This is a genomic window from Cupriavidus sp. KB_39 (genome assembly GCF_052114485.1).
GTDB lineage: Bacteria > Pseudomonadota > Gammaproteobacteria > Burkholderiales > Burkholderiaceae > Cupriavidus.
In genome coordinates this window covers 1-18,842 of the sequence record NZ_JBFREV010000053.1, presented here as the reverse complement: position 1 = coordinate 18,842, position 18,842 = coordinate 1, and the positions used below count along the sequence as shown (strand labels likewise).

The 18,842-nt window shown below is 68.3% G+C and carries 19 protein-coding genes; 6 read left to right on the top strand and 13 right to left on the bottom strand.

What is annotated here, in order from left to right:
• Window positions 1-67: 67 nt before the first annotated feature.
• Both AB4Z27_RS26500 and AB4Z27_RS26495 read left to right on the top strand, forming a co-directional pair.
• On the top strand, window positions 68-1,381 hold the full coding sequence (locus AB4Z27_RS26500) for an MFS transporter (RefSeq protein ID WP_255370903.1): 1,314 nt from the start codon (window positions 68-70) through the stop codon (window positions 1,379-1,381).
• A 338-nt stretch (window positions 1,382-1,719) separates the two neighbouring features.
• Window positions 1,720-2,727, top strand: coding sequence for a helix-turn-helix transcriptional regulator (locus AB4Z27_RS26495; RefSeq protein WP_441645659.1), 1,008 nt, complete (start codon window positions 1,720-1,722; stop codon window positions 2,725-2,727).
• A gap of 14 nt (window positions 2,728-2,741) precedes the next feature.
• Here AB4Z27_RS26495 and AB4Z27_RS26490 read toward each other — a convergent pair whose 3' ends face one another.
• The 13 genes from AB4Z27_RS26490 to sctV form a co-directional block, all read right to left on the bottom strand.
• Entirely contained in the window at window positions 2,742-3,782 is a 1,041-nt protein-coding gene (locus AB4Z27_RS26490; protein ID WP_092297547.1) for an EscU/YscU/HrcU family type III secretion system export apparatus switch protein, read from the bottom strand.
• Window positions 3,779-4,603 (bottom strand): type III secretion system export apparatus subunit SctT, encoded by an 825-nt coding sequence (sctT, locus tag AB4Z27_RS26485; RefSeq protein WP_441645658.1) that lies wholly within the window; start codon window positions 4,601-4,603, stop codon window positions 3,779-3,781. The genes AB4Z27_RS26490 and sctT overlap by 4 nt, the downstream gene beginning before the upstream one ends.
• A gap of 3 nt (window positions 4,604-4,606) precedes the next feature.
• Window positions 4,607-5,110, bottom strand: coding sequence for a flagellar FliJ family protein (locus AB4Z27_RS26480; protein WP_441645657.1), 504 nt, complete (start codon window positions 5,108-5,110; stop codon window positions 4,607-4,609).
• Entirely contained in the window at window positions 5,107-6,468 is a 1,362-nt protein-coding gene (locus AB4Z27_RS26475) for a FliI/YscN family ATPase (protein ID WP_441645656.1), read from the bottom strand. The genes AB4Z27_RS26480 and AB4Z27_RS26475 overlap by 4 nt, the downstream gene beginning before the upstream one ends.
• Before the next feature lie 11 nt (window positions 6,469-6,479).
• The gene (locus AB4Z27_RS26470; protein WP_092297535.1) at window positions 6,480-7,088 is read right to left on the bottom strand and encodes a type III secretion protein; all 609 of its coding nucleotides are present in this window, start codon (window positions 7,086-7,088) and stop codon (window positions 6,480-6,482) included.
• A complete protein-coding gene (locus AB4Z27_RS26465) occupies window positions 7,070-7,861 on the bottom strand; it encodes a type III secretion system protein SctK (protein WP_441590783.1) in 792 nt (263 codons plus the stop codon). The genes AB4Z27_RS26470 and AB4Z27_RS26465 overlap by 19 nt, the downstream gene beginning before the upstream one ends.
• Window positions 7,858-8,649 carry a type III secretion system inner membrane ring lipoprotein SctJ gene (gene sctJ / locus AB4Z27_RS26460; protein ID WP_441645655.1) on the bottom strand — a complete coding sequence of 264 codons (792 nt, stop codon included), beginning with the start codon at window positions 8,647-8,649 and terminating at the stop codon, window positions 7,858-7,860. Before sctJ ends, AB4Z27_RS26465 begins: the two co-directional genes overlap by 4 nt.
• Window positions 8,646-9,137 (bottom strand): hypothetical protein, encoded by a 492-nt coding sequence (locus AB4Z27_RS26455; RefSeq protein WP_441645654.1) that lies wholly within the window; start codon window positions 9,135-9,137, stop codon window positions 8,646-8,648. The genes sctJ and AB4Z27_RS26455 overlap by 4 nt, the downstream gene beginning before the upstream one ends.
• 82 nt (window positions 9,138-9,219) lie before the next feature.
• The gene (locus AB4Z27_RS26450; protein WP_092297932.1) at window positions 9,220-9,423 is read right to left on the bottom strand and encodes a hypothetical protein; all 204 of its coding nucleotides are present in this window, start codon (window positions 9,421-9,423) and stop codon (window positions 9,220-9,222) included.
• A gap of 76 nt (window positions 9,424-9,499) precedes the next feature.
• The gene (locus tag AB4Z27_RS26445; RefSeq protein ID WP_441645653.1) at window positions 9,500-10,645 is read right to left on the bottom strand and encodes a type III secretion system protein SctD; all 1,146 of its coding nucleotides are present in this window, start codon (window positions 10,643-10,645) and stop codon (window positions 9,500-9,502) included.
• Window positions 10,646-12,361 carry a type III secretion system outer membrane ring subunit SctC gene (sctC, locus tag AB4Z27_RS26440; protein WP_441645652.1) on the bottom strand — a complete coding sequence of 572 codons (1,716 nt, stop codon included), beginning with the start codon at window positions 12,359-12,361 and terminating at the stop codon, window positions 10,646-10,648. It lies immediately after the preceding gene.
• Window positions 12,362-12,406: 45 nt separating this feature from the next.
• A complete protein-coding gene (locus AB4Z27_RS26435) occupies window positions 12,407-12,673 on the bottom strand; it encodes a flagellar biosynthetic protein FliQ (protein ID WP_092297519.1) in 267 nt (88 codons plus the stop codon).
• Window positions 12,674-12,680: 7 nt separating this feature from the next.
• Window positions 12,681-14,801: a type III secretion system export apparatus subunit SctV gene (sctV, locus tag AB4Z27_RS26430; protein WP_441645651.1), complete on the bottom strand. Its 2,121-nt coding sequence runs from the start codon at window positions 14,799-14,801 to the stop codon at window positions 12,681-12,683.
• Between the two features lie 280 nt (window positions 14,802-15,081).
• On the opposite strand from sctV, the gene sctQ reads away from it, so the two are divergent.
• The 4 genes from sctQ to AB4Z27_RS26410 all read left to right on the top strand — a co-directional run.
• Window positions 15,082-16,167: a type III secretion system cytoplasmic ring protein SctQ gene (gene sctQ, locus AB4Z27_RS26425; RefSeq protein WP_092297513.1), complete on the top strand. Its 1,086-nt coding sequence runs from the start codon at window positions 15,082-15,084 to the stop codon at window positions 16,165-16,167.
• Entirely contained in the window at window positions 16,164-16,823 is a 660-nt protein-coding gene (gene sctR / locus AB4Z27_RS26420) for a type III secretion system export apparatus subunit SctR (protein ID WP_092297510.1), read from the top strand. Before sctQ ends, sctR begins: the two co-directional genes overlap by 4 nt.
• 446 nt (window positions 16,824-17,269) lie before the next feature.
• Window positions 17,270-17,824, top strand: coding sequence for a hypothetical protein (locus tag AB4Z27_RS26415; RefSeq protein WP_441645650.1), 555 nt, complete (start codon window positions 17,270-17,272; stop codon window positions 17,822-17,824).
• A 3-nt stretch (window positions 17,825-17,827) separates the two neighbouring features.
• On the top strand, window positions 17,828-18,842 hold a 1,015-nt coding region (locus AB4Z27_RS26410), incomplete at its 3' end, for a hypothetical protein (protein WP_441645649.1).

Below are 18,842 nucleotides of genomic sequence, written 5' to 3'. Positions count from 1 at the left end.
AAGAACAAGAAGAACCATCGGCAAAGCCCTGGCAAGAGACCACGACAAGACCACGAAGAGGAAAGGCATGGAATCGCAGATCGGCCGTATCGACACCCCCGCGCAAGCTGACACCACCCCGCACGCCGAGCCATCGCGCGGCTTCTTTTCCTGGTATCGCGACATCACCCCCAACGAACGCCGCACGTTCTGGAGCTGCAAGGTCGGCTACGCGCTGGACGCCATGGACACGCAGTTCCTGAGCTTTGTGATTCCCACGCTGATCGCCACCTGGGGCATCTCCCGTGCGGACGCCGGCTTCATCGGCACCGCCACGCTGCTGACCTCCGCCGCCGGCGGCTGGGTGGCCGGGATCCTGTCGGACCGCATCGGCCGGGTGCGCACGCTGCAGCTGACCATCCTCTGGTTCGCCTTCTTCACCTTCCTGTGCGGACTGGCGCAGAACTATGAACAACTGCTGATTGCCCGCGCGCTGATGGGCTTCGGCTTCGGCGGCGAATGGACCGCCGGCGCCGTGCTGATCGGCGAGGCGATCCGCGCGCAGGACCGCGGCAAGGCCGTGGGCATGGTGCAGGCGGGCTGGGCCATCGGCTGGGGGCTTGCCGCCCTGCTCTACGCGCTGGTGTTCTCGCTGCTGCCGGCCGAGACGGCATGGCGCGCGCTGTTCCTGATCGGCCTGTTGCCGGCCGTATTCGTGATCGTGCTGCGCCGCATGGTCAAGGAGCCGGAGGTCTATACCGAGCACAAGGCCCGGGAGGCCCGGCAGGACCAGGACCGCGCCTCTTTTACCGCGATCTTCTCGCCGAAGCTGCTGTCCATCACGCTGCGCGCCGCGCTGCTGACCACCGGCGCCCAGGGCGGCTACTACGCTATCACCACCTGGCTGCCGACCTTCCTGAAGACCGAGCGCGGCCTGACCGTGCTCGGCACGGGCGGCTACCTGGCGATGGTGATTGTCGGCTCCTATATCGGCTACGTGACCAGTGCCTACCTGACCGACCGCATCGGCCGCAAGCGCAACTTCATCCTGTTCGCCATCGGTTCGATGACCATCGCGCTGGCCTACACGCACATCCCGGTCAACGACACCGTCATGCTGCTGCTCGGCTTCCCGCTCGGCTTCTTCGCCTCGGGCATCTTCGCCGGCATGGGCGCGTTCCTGACCGAGCTGTTCCCCACGCGGGTGCGCGGCTCCGGCCAGGGCTTCTGCTACAACGTGGGCCGGGCCATCGGCGCGTTCTTCCCGTTCCTGATCGGGCAGGTGAGCCAGCAGATGACGCTGGGCCACGCCATCGGCATCTTTGCCGCGGCGGCCTACGGCGTGCTGATCCTGGCCGCGCTGACGCTGCCCGAGACGCGCGGCAAGCAGCTGGAGGACTGACATGCAAGACGCGGTGCACAAAACCATGGACCGGACAGGGAAAGTGGCGACGACACCACGGCGCTTGCGGCATCGGTGCCGACTGGCGTACGCTTGCACCCACGCCGCGCCCGCCGCCCAGAATCATAAGATCGACCGGCCGCGTGGCGTTCACCATCAGGTCCATACGGGCCGCGCCTTCATGGCCCGCACCCAGCCAGCACAACACTAGAACACCAGAACATCGACAGCCCGGGCCCATGAGCCCGCGCAGCAAGGTGCAGCAACGGTTTCCGACGGGATYCGGGTCAGCAGTATGTGGAGCCAGACGGCTCGGCAGGCATACGCACGGAGGCCTTATGACCAGAGCAGTAGAAGTTGTATCCGGCATGGACGCGGGGGCGTCCGCACTGGATACCGCAAGCACGCTGCGCGCCCGCCGCGCGGCGCCCGCCATGGCGAGCCCGACCAGCCCCACCATGGCGCACCACGGCATCCGCTTCTATGGCGAACGCCAGATCGTGCCGGTACGCGCGCGGCCCCGCCAGGGCGGCTCGCCGGGGCTGGTCTCGGCGCTGGCMGGCGAAGGCACGCACGAGGGCCGCAGCACRGTCATGCAGGCCGCGATCCACGCGATCGGCTTCGACTACCTCGGCTACGGCACCGCCGCCAACGTGGGCGGGCACATCCAGCCGCGCACGTTCTTCGACACCTATACGGCCCCCGGCTGGCGCGACCGGTACTTCCGCGAGCGCTATTTCGAGATCGACCCGCGCAATCCGCAGCCCGGCATGTTCGGCCTGCCGATGGTGTGGGACGCCGATGACCTCGAACACACCCCGCCCGGCGGCATTCCGCCGCTGCGCCTGCGCCGTTTCCTCGACGACCTGCGCGACGCCGGCATCCGCAGCGGGGTCTTCCTGAACCTGCCGATGCCGGGCACCAGCGACATCGTCATCATCAGCTTCATGTCGGGCATCGAGAGCCGCCGCTGGATTGGCGACACGGTGCTGGGKCAGGCGCTGACGGTGGGGCTGGGCCTGCACGAGTTCCTGACCTGCCATGCCGAGATCCCCACGGCGGGCCGACCCAAGGAGGGCTTGTCGGACGTGCAGCGCGACATCCTCGCCTGCCTGGCGCAGGGCCTCTCCGACAAGGAGATCGCGCGCCGCATGGACATGTCGATCTTCAACGTGGACTACCACATGCGCCGCCTGCGCAGCCACTTCGGCGTGCGCAACCGCGTGCARYTSGCGGCTGCCGCCACGCTGCTGCGCCCCGCTGCGCCGCTGCCGGGCCACCCGGTTGCTGGTGACACGGCGCCGGCCATCATCACCGATCATCGCGCCGCCGCGCTGGCAGGCTGAGGGCGCCGGGGGACTTACTCCTCGCCCGTGGCCCAGCGCATGAGGTCTGCCACGCGCGTATAAAGCGCGCGATCGATCGGGCGGTCCAGCGGCACGCTCATGTAGAGCCTTTGCGCGAGGTCGGAATCGAACGCCGAGGGAATCAGGTAATCGGCCGCCGCCTGCCGGATGCGSGCGGCCACGTGGCCACCGCCCTTGGCCAGCACGCGCGGCAGCGTGCCCGGGCCGTCGTAGCGCAGCGCCACCGCGTATTGCGTGGAATACACCACCGCCGTGGACACGCGCACGCGCTCGCCCACGCCGAAGAACGCCGCCTCGAAGAAGGCCGCGCGGCGCCGCCCGGCCATGATCGGGTCGCCCTGCGTGTCCTTGTGCTCGCGCCGGTACTCCTCCACGCTCATGCGCTGCTGCTTCATGAACTGGTAGCGCTCGTGCACGTAGTCCACCACGGCCATGATCAGGTAGATCAGCGCGGCCCAGCAGCACATGCGCAGCAGGATGTAGGCCACCAGYACCAGGATTTCGGCCGGTCGGGCGTGGCCCGAGCGCACGCCGTCCTCGATGGCGCCGAGCGCGAGGATATAGACCAGCCCGCCCAGCAAGGCGATCTTCAGCACGATCTTGGCGAGGTTGACCAGGTTCTTCACGGCGAACATCCGTTTCAAACCTTCAGCGGGATTCAGCCGCGCCATGTTCGGCTTGATCTGCTCGAATGCCACCAGCGGCCCCACCTGGACGAAGGCGCCGAGGATGCCGCACACCAGCGCCACGGCCGCCACCGGCAGCACGCCCATCAGCAGGAAGCGCGCGCTGGCCTCRCCRAGCACCAGCATTTGCTGATCCTGCAGATGCTGCGGYACGGCRCCCATCGCGCTATGCCAGAGCGCCTGAAACAGCCGTACGAAGTAACGGCCSAGCACCCACAGCAGGGCCAGCACGCCGAGGAACACCACGGAGGACGTCACGTCCGTGCTGCGCGGCACCTCRCCGCGCTTGCGCGCCTCGTCCAGCTTGCGGCGGGTCGCTTCGAGGTTCTTCTCGCCGTCCTGGCTCATGGGCCGCCTCCCCCTCCTGCGCTCATGCCCTTGCGCAGCAGGTCGATCAGGGTATTGTCGGGCCGCAGGAAGCCCTGCAGCGTGTCCACCATTACCGCCAGCATCAACACCAGCATCAGGAACGCCACGGTGATCTTCACCGGCTGGGCGAACTGGAACACATCGAACTGCGGCACGAAGCGCGCGATCAGCGCGAAGCCCAGCTCCACGATGACRAGCAACAGCAGGATCGGCGCGGCCAGCTTCACCACCCACGAGAACAGCGTGCCGGCATAGGCGCCGGCGAACCCGATTGACGACAGCGACAGCTCAGGGCCGAACGACATCACCGGCCAGAACGCGAACGACTCGATGATCACGCCCGTCATCGCGAAAAACCCGCCGAACGAGGCAAACAGCGCGATGCCGAGGTGGGACAGCAGGTTCTCCATCGGCCCGTCTTCCTGCTGGGTCACCGGGTCGAAGAAGGTGGCGTTGCCGGAGCCGGTCTGGAAGTCGATCAGCTCGCCCACCATCTGCAGCGCCACGAAGAACAGGCCGAAAGCCATGCCCAGCAGCAGGCCGATGAACGCCTCCTTGAAGATCAGCACCAGCCACAGGCCGTTGGCGATATGGTCCAGGTCCACCCGCGCGCCGGGCGAGACGAACAGCGCGATGGCCAGCACGATGCCGTTGCGCGCCACGCCGGGCACGGCCTGATGCGACAGGAACGGCAGCACGGTAAACGCCGTGAGCAGGCGCGGCATGACCAGCACGATGGGCATGACCACCTCGCGCCCCCAATGGAACAGCCATGCCGGATCGATGGTGGAGCCCTGCATGCGCTATGCCGCTCCGTCCACATGATCGGCACGATGCCAGCCCCGTACGGCGGCCTCGTCCACGGCCTCGTCGTCGCGGCGTTCCAGCCCCGCGCGGGCGTCGGCCCGGGCCCGCGCCACCAGTTCACGCGCCCCGACCAGCCGCCCATGGGCGCGCAGCAGCGCCTGACGGCTCTCCTCGAACACGGTGCGGCGGCGTTGGACCTCGTCCAGCGCCTCGGCCAGCCGCGTGTTGGCGCGCCCGATGCGGGCGTCGAAGGCGGCCTGCCAGCCCTGCGCGTCCAGCAGGCCGGACACCGACACCCCGCCCTGCGTGGCGCCATCGCGCAAGCGGGTGATAAAGGCGGCGCGCTCGGCCAGTGCGCCCTGCACGGCCTGCTGGGCGGTTTCGGCATCCCGCAGGCCTTCCATCACCCAGGCGCGGTGCTGCTGCATCACGCGCGTGGCGTCCTCGTGGCGACGCTGGCGCACCGATTCAAGCTGGGCGAGTCGCGGATCGTGGCTCATGGTTTCGCTTCCTGCCGGATGGCCTGCGCCAGCTTGGCGAGCGCCCCGGCAAAGGTGTCGAGCCGGATCGCCGGCTGGGTCAGGTAGGCGCGGATCGCGCCGATGGCGCCCACCGCCGCGTCGGCCACGGCATCGGCGCCGGGCCGGTACTCGCCAATCTGCAGCAGCAGCTCCATGTCCTGGAACTTGGCCAGCAGCTGGCGCAGGCGCAGGGCRTCCTGCTGATGCGGGCCAGCCGCCACCTGCGGCATCACGCGGCTGACCGACTGCAGGATGTCGATGGGCGGATACTGGCCCGCGCTGGCGAGCTTGCGGGACAGCACGATATGGCCGTCGAGGATCGAACGGACTTCCTCGGCAATCGGGTCGCTGTCGTCCTCGCCTTCGGTCAGCACCGTATACGCGGCGGTAATCGACCCCTGTACGCCGGTGCCGGCGCGCTCCAGCAGTTGCGGCAGCATCGAGAACACCGAGGGCGGATAGCTGCGCCGCGTGGGCGGTTCGCCGCCGGCCAGCCCGATTTCGCGCTGTGCGCGGGCCAGCCGCGTCAGGGAGTCCACCAGCAGCAGCACGCGCTTGCCCTGGTCGCGGAAGTGCTCGGCGATGGCCGTGGCGGTGTAGGCGCAGCGCACGCGCTCCATCGGCGAGCGGTCGGACGTGGACACCACCAGCACCGTGCGCGCCATGCCCTCCGGGCCCAGGCTGTATTCGATAAACTCGCGCACTTCCCGGCCCCGCTCGCCCACCAGCGCCACCACGTTCACATCGGCCGCCGAACCCCGCGCCAGCATGCCGAGCAGCGTGCTCTTGCCTACGCCCGGCGGCGCGAAGATGCCCACGCGCTGGCCTTCGCCCAGCGTCAGCAGGCCGTCGATGGCGCGCACGCCAGTGGCCAGCGGCTCGCGGATCAGGCGGCGCGTGAGCGGATCGGGCGGCTCGTTGTCGATGGGCACGCGCGTCACGCCCACGAGCGAGCCCTTGGCATCGATCGGCTCGCCCAGCGCATCGAGCACGCGCCCGAGCAGCGCGGCGCCGGCCGGGCATTGCGGCCCGTGCATCGCCGGCACCACCTCGGTCAGCGCGGAAATGCCGGTGATGCGCCCCAGCGGCGTCAGCACGGCAGTCTGCTGCATGAAGCCGACCACCTCCGCCAGCAACGGCGCCTCGCCCGGCGTGACCAACTGGCAGATCTCGCCGACATGCGCCTGGATGCCGGTGGCATGGATCAGCATGCCGACGGCCTTGCTRACGCGGCCACGCATCGCCACCGGCGTGAAATGGTCGAAGGCGCGGCCCAGGTCGGCGGCGGCATGCTGGAGCGCAGCCTGGATGTCGGCGGSGGGCAGTTCGGTCGCCATGGTCGTCTCCGTCAGCTAGCCTGCAGGCGCCGCGCGAACGCCTCCAGCTGGGCCTGCAGGCCCACTTCCATCGTCCCGGACGGGGTCAGGATGCGGCAGGCATCGGCTTCCAGGCTCCCTTCCACCACCACGTTGGCGCGGCGCGGCCAGTCGAGCGTCTCGGCCAGYTGGTCGAGCAGGCCGCGCACGGTCTGTTCGCGACCGAGCGGAATCTGGATGGTGATGAACGGCTCGGCGCGCACCAGCGCCTCCACGCGTTGCAGCGCCACTTCGAGGATGATGTCCGGGTCCAGCTCGCCCGCGATCTGCTGCACGGCCTTCATGACGATCTCGGCCATGGTGCGGCGCATGCCGGTGAGCTGCCGCTCGGCCTCGGCCGCCGCGCTGACCTGGGCCGCCGCGTGATCGGCCTGCGCGCGGGCCCAGCCGTCGCGGTAGCCGTGCTGGCGCCGCTGTTCGGCCTCGCGCTGGGCCTCGGTGCTGATGTGCAGCGCCTCGCGCCGGGCGGACTCGATGACCTCCGCCGCATCCATCAGCGCCGCGTACTCTGCCTCCTTGAGCACCTTGCGCTCGGACAGCAGCTGCAGGTTCTCGCTCGTGATCAGAAAAGCCAGTGCCATGCCGGGAACCGTTCGGGAATCAGGTTAAGCAGCAGGAGTTCGCGCAACTGCGCGGCCTGCGCGCGGGTCAGCGCCACGGGCGGCAGGGCCGCCAGCCGGCGCGGGAACTTGCGCATCAGCGCCTGCCGCAACGGGGCGCCGTAGCCGGCCATCAGGCCGCACAGCAGCCGGTAGCCACGCTCGGCCATCACACGGCCCACGCCGGATGGGCGCGCACGCAGCGGCGCSAGGTTCATCGGCAGCTCGCTGAGGTCCGGCACGCGTTTGAGCAGGAAGGCCACCGCCTGCGCGTCGATCCGCCGCGCCACACGGCGCATGGCGCGCGGCAGCTGGCCGATCAGCGAGCCGGCGATCGATTCGATATTGGCGAGCGGCGCCGGCACGATGCGGCGCTCGCTGGCGAAGCCGGGCTTGTGCACGGCCAGCCCCACCCAAAGTGCCAGCAGGCGCAGCGCGGGACGGTCCATCAGGACGATGCGCGGGAGGACATCGGCGCGGGCATCGCCATCGCCGGTCAGCACGCGCACGAGGGTGTCCCGGGTCACCACGTCGGCGGCAAGACCCAGTGGCGCGGCCAGCAGGTCTGCCGCCGCCGCGCCGAAACGCGCAGGCCGGCGCCACGCGAGCGGCCAGTCGGCGGGCAGCCAGCTCGGATGCAACTGCGCCAGCGGCCGTTGCAGCAGCCCCGCCACGGCCCGGGCCAGCGCGGCATCCGGCAGGGCCGGCAATGCCGGCGCCAGCGCCGTGGGCAGCGCGGCGGCGGGCAGGCTCATGACAGGCCCCGCGACGGCGCACGCGGCGGCCAGCGCAGCCCGCCACGCTTCCAGGCCAGTGCCCCGGTGGCAATCAGCGCGGCGGCGAGCACCACCATCAGCGCGATCAACGCAAAGCGGCCCACCGGGAACGCCCCGGGCACCGCTGCTGCATGGGCGACGGGCGTGAACGGCCGCGCCTCCACCAGCGACAGGGACACGCTGTCATGCGTCACCCCCTCGATGCTGTGCGCCACCATGTCCTTGACGGTCGGCACCAGCAGCCGCAGGTCCACATCCGGCCGATGCTTGATAAAGACGGCCGCCGACGAGGGGCGGATCTTGTCGGAGAGCGGATCGGTGGCCGGAATCACCACGTGTACGCGCGCCGTGACCACACCATCGATATTGCGCAGCGTCTCGGACAGCTCCTGGGAGAGCGCATAGATATAGCGCATGCGCTCCTCGGTAGGCGTGGCCACCAGCCCCTGCTTCTGGAACACCTGCCCCAGCGAGGCGAAGCGCTCGCCGGGCAGCCCCTCGCTACGCAAGATCTCCAGCGCGGCGGGTAGCTGCGACTCCTCCACGCGCACGCTCCAGTTGCCGTCCTGGTTACCGCCSCCCGATTCGCCGGCGCGCGCTTTCTCGRCGTTGAGCCCATCGGCGGTCAGCGCGGCCAGGATCTGGTTGGCCTCGTTCTCGTTSAGGGAGGCGTACAGGTCCACCTTGCAGCCGGCCAGCGCCAGCGCGGCGAGCAGCGGCAGGGCCAGCCGCGCGCGGCACATCCAACGGGGAAGGGGTGCGGTCATTGCTGGTTCTTCAGCAGGCTGTTGAACAGGTTGGTGCCGGCGCTGCCGATGCTCGACGTGACGTGGATCGACGAAAACAGCTCGAGCGACTGGGTCTGGAGCATCATGGCCTGATAGACCACGTCGGAGGTGCTGCCGGTGTGGATGGCGGCGAACATGCCTTCGCGCATTTCCTGCAGCCGTGTGGCCTGCCGCGCGGCTTCCTCGCCGGCCGMCACGTAGCTGGAGCGGATGGCRTTGCCGAGTGTGGTGGACGACGGGTCGCTGGCGGCCTGCGCCGCATGGGCACCGCGCGAGCCATCGGCGGCCTGGCCGCCGCGCACCATATCGGAAAAGGTCTGGGCGTCGGCGGGGTTGGCCTGACTGGCGTGAGTCGGCGCGGCAGGCGGCGCCTGGTGCGCGGCCAGCGTGGCGGCGTCCGAGGTCGGGCCCGCGTTGCCCCCGGCGCCCGCTACGGCCCCGGTGGCGGCAATCGTGGTGGGATCCATGGTGGTTCTCCCGTGTATGTGGCGGTTGATGTCTTCCTCCCCCGCCCCCGGGAGAGGAAGACAACAGACAGCATTGCGAACGTCAGTTCGTGCGCGAGGTCTGCTTCACATCCTGCATGGCGCCCTGGATCAGGTTCGCCTTCTGCGTGTTGTGTGCCATCTCGCTGCTGACGACCGCGTTCTGGCGCGTCAGCGTGTCCTGCAGATTCAGGATGTTCACGGAGAACTCCTGCGCCTTCTGCTGGATCTCGTTCATCTTGGCGTTCAGGTCCACTTCATTTGCCATGGTTTGCTCCTTGGTGGGTTGACGACCTTCCGCCAGGCCCCCAAAGGCCGGCGGCATCTGCATCGCGTGATGCAAATTACTTGCGTTGCGGCGGCGCGGGCACCGGGCTGTCGCGCAGCACCACGCCATCCGCGTCGATTCGTTCGATTTCGGCACCGTTCTTGAGCACCGCCCCTTCGAAATACCGGCTGCCGTTGGCCAGCTGCACCGAGCGCTTGCCCTCGCCGTCCTCGGTGATGCTGACCACGCGSGCYGGAAACACGCCCTGCCAGTTCTCCATCTGGCCATCCCGCACCTGCCGGCGGCGGTTGTCCRCCGTTTCGCGGTAGTCGATGCGGTCCGTGACCAGCACGCCCGGGTGCAGGTCTTCGGTCAGCCGCTTGACCTTGTCGCGCCCGGCCGACGGATCCGCTGTGCCGCTGAGCAGCACGCGGCCCTGCCCCTGATAGGCGATGCCCACGCCGGGCTCGTCCAGATAGCGCTGGATGTGCTCGATCAGATCGTCGGCGGAACGGAGCTGCTGCTGCACGGCGCGGCCGTAGGGCGCCAGCGCCTGGGTCACGCGCTGGCGGTCCACACGTGAATTCACGAAGCCGCGCACCGCGACCGTGCCGTTGGGCTGCGAGACCACCTCCAGTTCGGGAAACGCTGCCACGGTCTTGCGTACCGCCGCCGGGTCCACCTGCGCGCCGGGCACCGGGGCGCCGCGCTGCGAGAGCGTGGCTGCGGCCCAGCCGGCGCCCACCAGCAGCACCGTGGCCGCCACACCCATCGCCGCCATCAGGGCGCGCCCATGACGGCGGGCCGCTTCGCCCTCGCCCTGCCCGTCCGCCTGCCGCTCGGCGCGGCGGCCCGACTCGGCCCAGGCGAACAGGGTGTCGGTGGCTTCCGTCGCCGCCGGCTGCGCGCGCAGCAGCTCCACATCGAGCGAGCCGATAGTCAGGATGTCTCCGCCGGCCAGCGCGAACACGCGCTGCGTGGTGGGACGGCCGTTGATCTCCACGGCGGCATCGCCCACGCGCTCGGCCGAGACCGCCACGTCGCCCACGTTGAGCACCAGATGGCGCGGCTGCACGTCGGCGCCGGGCACGCTGATGTCCACCTCGCCGGCGGCACCCAGCACGTTCTCGCCGCGCCGCAGCGTGACGAGACGGCCGTAGACATCGCCCCCGAGGAACCGGAGCGACCAGCCCGAGTTGCCCTCATGCAGGATGTCGGCCATTTAGCTCATCCCCGGCAGCACGAGGCGCGGCGTGAGCAGGTAGAAGCGCTCCATATTGTTCTGGCGCTTCTCCTGATACTTGAACAGATTGCCGATGATCGGCACGTCCTGCAGCAGCGGCACACCGGACGAGGCGTTGATGCGCTCCTCGGTGGTATACCCCGCGATCAGCAGGCTCTTGCCCTCCTCCACCATCGCCTGCGTGGTGATCGAGCGGCGCCGCACCACCGGAATGCGATCCACGGTTTCGCCCGACAGGTTGCCGTCGGCAATGTCGATGGTCAGCATCACCGCGCGGCTCTGGCTTTCATCGACCACCAGCGGCGTCACCCGCACCGCCGTGCCGGCGGTCACGTTGAAGAGGCCGGCGTCCTGGAAGCCATCCACCCGCACATAGAACTCCTGSAGGTTYTCCAGCGCGGCTTCGGTGTTATCCAGCGTCAGCACCTTGGGCCGGGCGACGAAGTTCGCCTGCCCCCGGTCCGCCAGCGCCTTGACCCGTGTGAGCAGGAAGCGCGTGACATCGTTGCCGATGGCGCCCGTGAACTGCAGGCCGGAAGCCGCCGACGCCGCCGTGGTGCCCGCCTCCGAGGTCAGGTTGCCGAAGGTCAGCGGCGCGTTGTTATTGCCCCCGCCGATCTGGAGGTCCACGTGCCGCGTGTGCAGGCGCCAGTCCACGCCGAGGCTGTCCAGGTCCTCCTGGCTGATGTCCATGATCGTCACCTCGATCTCGACCAGACGCGGCTTCACGTCCAGCGATTCGATCAGGCGACGGTACTGGGCCATGTGGTCGGGCGTGTCGCGCACGAGCACGGCGTTGAGCCGGGTGTCGGCCTGGAACTGCGGCAGTTGTCCGCTGCCCCAGGCGTTGCCCTGCACGTCGGCGGCGATCATGCCGTTCCCGCCCATGCTGTCGAGCACCTGGCCCGGATCGGCGGATGGAATGCTCATGCCGCCGCTGTCGCCGGTGCGCAGCTTGGCCATGCGCGTGGCGCCACGGCTGGTGCCCAGGCTCGGGTTCGAATTCGCCAGCGATCCGCGATTGCGGCCATAGAGATTGCGCAGCACGCTGACCACGCCGGGCACGGTCATCTCCTTGCCGGAGCGGTTGATGCGAAAGTCAGACGCCCACGAGTACTTGAGCGGGAAGAGCTGCACCTCGGCGCGGTCATCGGCGATGGAGCGATCGTCCACGGCGCGCACGGCGGCCCGCACCGTCTCCACATAGCGCTTGGGCCCGGAGACCATCAGCGTGCCTTCGGCGTCGTTGATGGTGATCGGATAGCGCGCATCGGGCACCTGCATCCGTACCAGCGACTCGCGCAGCCGCGTGCCGGCCCCGCGCGCAATCGGAATCACCTCGTTGCGCGCCTCGTTGGCCACGTCGATATAGAGCAGCGAGCCGTCGTAGTAGTACGTCAGCCCGAACATCGCGCAGACGCTGCGCAGCACGTGCTGGGCGGATTCGGTGAACTTGCCGCTGATGGTGCCCTCCACCTTCGGGTCGATCACGGCGGTGGTGCCCTGCGAGGCGGCCAGCTCGCGCAGGAAGTCCGGCAGCCGCTTGTCGCTGRCGGTGGCGGCGAACGGTTTGCCGGACCAGCGCAGGTCGGCCGCCTCCGCTGCCCCGGCCGTAGCCAGCAGGCACAGGCCCAGCAGCAGCGCCATGCAGGTGCGCTGGATCTTGTTTCGGTGCTCCCCAGGGTGCGGCGTCATGTCGGCTCGGTCTCTTTCGGTTCTTGTGGAAGGTTGCGGAGCACTTCAGAGAAACGTCAGCATCGTTTGCAGTGCGCGCTGCGCAAAGCGCATCACTTCGCCGCCCAGCCAGCCGCCCAGCAGCACCAGCGACACCAGCACGGCAATCAGCCGCGTGGACGTGCCGATGCTCTGGTCCTGGATCTGCGTGACGGCCTGCAGCACGGCCACCACCAGCGCCACGACGGTGCCAATCAGCACCACGGGCAGCGTGACCCACAGCACCACCAGCAGCGCCTGGCGGGTGATGTCGAGGATGGTGTCGGCGGTCATGGCGGTCTTACTCGCTCGSCGGGTTCTGGATCCAGCCCACCGGCACCAGCGTCACGTCCTCGTCGACTTCCTGGTACGACAGCACGGCGATACGCGGCGCCACGGGCTCGATCAGCCGTTTGATATAGCGCCGCACATCGGTGCTGACCACGACCACCACGCGCGCGGCGCCGGCTTTCTCCAGCAGCACGCGCAGTTGCTCGCGGATGTCGCGCGTCACGTCGTGGCTCAGCAGCAGAATGTTGCCGCGCGCCGCGCGCTCGATGGCGCCCTGCACGCGCGCTTCAAGCGCCGGTTCGAACAGCACGGCATCGATCGACCGTGCCGGKCCCACGTGACGGCTGGTGATCAGTCGGCCMAGGTCCACGCGCACCAGTTCGGTCAGCGCGATGGCGTCGGTCTCCTTCGGCGCCCAGGTCACCAGGCTTTCGAAAATCGTGCGCAGGTTGCGGATGGGCACGCCCTCCTGCAACAGGCGGCGCAGCACGTCGGTGATGCGCTGCAGCGGCACGACCCGGGCCAGTTCCATGACCAGGTCCGGTGCGTCGGCCTGCACCACGTGGATCATCGCCTGCACGTCCTGAATGCCGAGCAGCGGCGCCGCGTGCTGCTTGATCATGGCGCCGACGTGCACGGCCAGCACTTCCTCGCAGGACAGCGTGCGTACGCCCTCAGGCGGCGGCGCGTCGCCGGCGGGCGCGGGAATCCACACCACCTCCGGAAACGGGCCRAASGGCACGCCGACYTCKGCCTCGCCCTGGTCGATGCGGGCGCGCGCGCCGGGCTCCAGCAGCCGCTTGCCGGGRCGCAGCACGCCGGCCGACGCCACCACGTCCTGCACGCGGATGGCGTAGGCGTCGCGCTCGGCCAGCGGGCGATGCGCGATCCGTAGCCGGGGGAACACCATGCCGAGGTCCGCCTCCACCTCGCCCTTGGTGGTGGTCATGCGCTGTTCGAACTGGCGCAGGTCGATGCGACCACGCAGGGCGTCGTCCAGCTCCAGCGCCAGCGCCGGGGCCACGGCGGCGGCATTGGCGTCCGCCTCCGCATCGCCCATCTCGATCCACGTAACCGTGCCGGTGCTGCGCGCGGCGCGGCGCATCAGCAGGTAGCCGCCGCCGGCCACCACGATGGCCATGATCCCGAASGTCCACTTGGGGAAGCCCGGCACCACCAGGAACACGGCGATAGCCAGCCCCGACACCACCAGCGCCTTCGGCTGGCCCAGCAGTTGCCGGCCAATCACGTTGCCCAGGTTCAGCGAGCGGGTGCGGTCTTCATCGGACGAGACCCGCGTGATAACCACGCCGGCCGCGATGGACACCAGCAGCGACGGGATCTGCGACACCATGCCGTCGCCAATGGTCAGGATGGCGTAGCGCTGGAGCGCCTCGCCGATGCTCATGTCCCGCATCAGCGTACCGATGCAGATGCCGGCCAGGATGTTGACCAGCGCGATCACCACGCCGGCRATGGCGTCGCCCTTGACGAACTTCATCGCGCCATCCATCGCGCCATGGAGCTGGCACTCCTGTTCCAGCGCGCGGCGGCGGTCCTGCGCCTGGGCGGCCGAGATGGTGCCGGCGCGCACGTCGGCGTCGATGCTCATCTGCTTGCCCGGCATGGCATCCAGCGCGAAGCGCGCGCCGACTTCCGCCACGCGCTCCGAGCCCTTCGCGATGACGATGAACTGCACGATGGCGATGATCAGGAACACCACGCCGCCCACCACCACGTTGTTGCCGACGATCAGCTTGCCGAAGGTATCGATGATGTGGCCCGCGTTGGCGTGCAACAGGATCAGCTTGGTCGAGGCGATATTGAGCGACAGCCGGAACAGCGTGGTGAACAGCAGCAGCGACGGGAACGTGGACAGCGACAGCGCGGACGGGATATAGGTCGCCACGATCAGCAGCGTCAGGCTCATGCCGAGGTTGATCGTGAGCAGGAAGTCGAGCAGGAACGTGGGCAGCGGCAGCACGAACAGCGCAATCACGGCGAACAGCAGCAGCGTCAGCGCGAGGTCTGACTGGCGCGACGCGACRGCGGCCATCTGCTGGAGCCCCGGTGAAGCGGGCCCSAGACCACCACGTGGGAATGCCGGAAGTTTTGCCGGGAATTTCGCCATGAATCAGCCCAGGTTGAGCGGAGTTTCGACAGTTGCCGCAGTGTATGGGCCACCTCCGGGCGCGACCAGTACCGAGGATTCGTAGCGCATGGCGCACACGCCGCGCCATGCGACGCCCAACCGCGCCACGGCGGGGGCTAGCGGATGCGGGCAGGTGGGGCCTACAAGGGCTCGTAGTGGACGCGGCTGCACCCGGCTGCGTATCGTTGGCTCGAATCGAGTTGGCGCGAATYGASAGACACCCCTTCCATCCATCAACCGGGACCGACCGCACCGCGACATGCCATCGAACGTGGCCACGCTGGACACYGCGCCAGACCTGCCTCATGTGGAGGCCGACACCGCGCGCCTGATGAACTGGCTGACCTGCCGTGCCGCACCCGTGCCGCTGCGGCTGGCCGGTCATGACTGGCGCGCCCGCTTCGTGCCGCCGGACGGCGCCATCGCCGCCCGTACGGCGCAGGGCTATGCCTTCACGCTCGGCACGCGCCACGGCCGTATCTGCCTGGACGTGGCGAGCGAACGGACCCTGCTGGGCGTGCCGGGTGCCGCCGAGGCGCTACCTGTGCTGCTGCGCCACGCAATCATGGCCGATGCCTGCGCCGACGTGGCCGCTGCCGTTGGCGCCGTGCAGCCGGACGCGCTGACGTGGCATCCGGCGCCTGCCGCGTGGCCGTCGAATCTCGCCGCGCTCGGTGTGGAACTCACGCGCCCCGGCGCCGCGCCGCTGCGCGCGGTGCTGCAGTTCGAAGCGCCGGAACGGCTGGCGGCATTGCCCGCCGCGCCGCCCGCGCGGACCGCGCCGTGGCTGGCTGCCCTGCCGGCCCCGCTGGCCGTACGCATCGGCACCACCACGATCACAGTCGGCGAGATGCGAGAGATCGAGCCGGGCGACATCGTCAGCATCGAGCGTTGGCAGTCGCAGGCGGGCGCGCTGGTGGTGCGCTGCGCCACGGGCCAGCGCGGCATGACGTGGACCGCCGTGGCCGAAGGCCGCCGCGTGACGGCGCTGGACGACATCACCTTCCTCCATGGAGCCCATATGGCAGACACGCATCCCGAAGGACACCGCGCCGCCGAGCCCGGCGCGCCGGCCGACATTCCCCATCCCGATGCGGCGCAGGCGACGCTTTCGCACCTGGACGGCCTGGAGGTAGAACTGCGGTTTGAAGTTGGCGATGTGGCGGTGCCACTGGCCGAACTGCGCGCCGTGAAGCCCGGCTACGTGTTCGAGCTGCCCCAGCCGCTCAAGCAAAGCGAGGTGCGCATCGTGGTGAACGGCAACCGCATCGGCACCGGCACGCTGATCGCCGTGGGCAACCGGCTGGGCGTGCGCGTGGCGACCTTCGCGGCAGGCGACGCATGAACAACGGCCTCTACAATCCGGTACTGATCCTCACCGTCATCCTCGCCTTCGGCGTGGCGCCGTTCGTGGCGTTGATGGTGACCAGCTACACCAAGCTCGTGATCGTGTTCGGGTTGCTGCGCGCCGCACTGGGGCTCCAACAGGTGCCGCCCAACATGGTGCTGAACGGCATCGCCATCATCCTGACCGCCTACATCATGGCGCCGATCGGCTCCGACGCGTTCGACGCCATGAAGCGCCGCGCCGAGTCCAACGCCGCGTTCAACGTGGGGGACGTGGTGGTGGTCTACGACGCCGTGAGCGGGCCGCTCAAGGCGTTCCTGGTGAAGCACACCGAGGAACGTAACCGCACCTTCTTCGTCCAGTCGGCCAAGCGGATCTGGCCCGAGGGCCGCGCCGATGACCTCAAGGCGGACGACATGATGGTGCTGATCCCGAGCTTCACGCTCTCCGAACTGACGCGCGCGTTCCAGATCGGCTTCGTGGTCTATCTTGTGTTCGTCGTAGTGGACCTGATCGTCGCCGCCATCCTGCTGGCGCTGGGCATGTCGATGATCGCCCCGACCACCATCTCGGTGCCGTTCAAGCTGCTGCTGTTCGTGATGCTGGAAGGCTGGACGCAGCTGATACAGGGRCTGGTGCTGTCGTATCGGTAATGGGTGGCGAAACGCCTGACCGAGACCGGTGACCAATGGCGCCTTGCACGGCGGAAGTGTCGATGCCGCCTCGTCGGCGGCCTCCGGGAGCACGGTTTTCACCGTGACACTGCCCCGCGCGTGCTGCGGGACGGAGGGAACCATCCAGCCGACCTAGGCAGCGCATCGCGTGGTGACAATGTCTGCGATCGGTGTCCGATCGGCAACTGGCCGATTTCCGATTCCGGCGCATGCCGCCGCCCGCGCTAGCACGCACAGCGATATCTATATATAGAAGAACCCTGAATTTCCATGGCTGTTGGGCCCTAATCAAACTCCCCTGAGTTACCAGAGCCAGCGGATTTCCGCCTCGTAGAAATGCGTTTATCGTGCAGCGCGCAAGGCTCGCTGCAGGATGCGCGGTCCTTGCAGCAGGCTTTATCACGCTGACAACGGAGCGCAAAGGCATGGCGGATCTCGCGGAAGAACTGAAGGCTTACGGTGGCGCGCTGCGCGAGGGGTTGACCGGGCGGCAGACCTATTCTCTGGAGGTGCCCGACGCGGCGAGCGCCGCCGGGCTTTCAGTCGTCTCCTTCAAGGCCGTGGAGCGGCTGGATCCCTTCGTTGCGCACCTGCGCCTCACGCAGGCCAGCCGCGTCTACCGGCGCCAGACCATCCCCGAGACCATCGGGCCGATCCTGTGTCGGCATGACTTCAATGGCCCCCAGTTTTCCTTCCGGCCGCGGAGCAAACATCCACAGCTTGCGTTCCGCAAGCAGTGTTGGATGTCTGACTGGGACTACAGCCTGCGCGAGGCCAGGCAGCCCCTGCCGAAGCCACCGGGACTCTACGACGAGCAGTTCACGCTGAAGGACGAGCACAGCGGAGAGAGTTTGCCGCACATCCCTTACCGGATAGAAACCGCGGACGGCCAGGTCATTCAGGGCGTGACTGATGCCGCAGGCCGGACGATGCGGGTCTTTGCTGACAAGGCCCAGGCGCTCAAGATATTCAAGGAGTAAGCGATGGCCAATGAAGCGCTTGGCAGCGGAAAGCTGAACTCGCGGGGTGCGACCAACGTCGACGCCAGGGTGCCGGCAGAGCCGTTGGCTTTCCTGCGCCCGGAGACCGGGGAAATCATCATCGTGCCGGCGGAGGATGCGAATCCACTACGCAGTCACTACAACGGGCTCAGCGACATGGTGGCAGAGCTTCACTCCGCCAACCGGGCAGTGCAATTGTGCGAGGACCATTTGCAGGCGCTTGTGATCCGGGAAGCTTCCGATGCCGAAAARGCGCAGGCGCGCAATGTGCACGGCTTCGCGCTCGACTGGCAGCACGAGGCACACGAGAGGCTGCATGCCGTTTATGAACAACTCGATCCGTTGCCGGATGGCACAGAGGCCGGCGCATCCGATGCGCCTGAGAAGCCAAAGGAAGACAAGCAGAGCGCAGCCGGGGCCGGCAAGAAGCTTGTCGAGTTGATCGCGTTGAAGGATGACACCCGGAAGGAGCAACGGAGGAAGGCAGCAGAGGATACGAAGGGAAATTTCGACGAGGGATCGTTCAAGAAAAAGATTGCGTCGATCAAATCCGCGGATGGCCTGCGGCAGTTCGCCAAGTGGCCAAAGACAATGCCGGAGAAGCTGGTCTACGTGGAATCCGGCAAGCTGAAACCGAAATGGCCGAAGCTCAAGGATACCGACAAGACCAAATGGTCCGAGGTCTACCAAAAGGGAAATAACGCGAAGCGGAGCCTGGACAAGGCAAAGCTGCGCACCTATGTGAAGGAGCAGGTCGCCAAACAGACCACCATCACGCCCAAAACGCTGTTTGGCGAAGATCTGGAGGGTGGCGCAAGCATCACGCTGGGCCAGTGGGCAGATAACTGGAACCAGGCGCATCAGCTTGAACGGCACGGATCGGCTTCATACGACGCGGCGCAGATTGCCGACATCGAGCTTGGCGCGGGTGCCCAGCTGATGCGCTTCTCCTATGGCGGTAGTCTCAACGGCGACATGTCGGTGATGGATCGCCGCC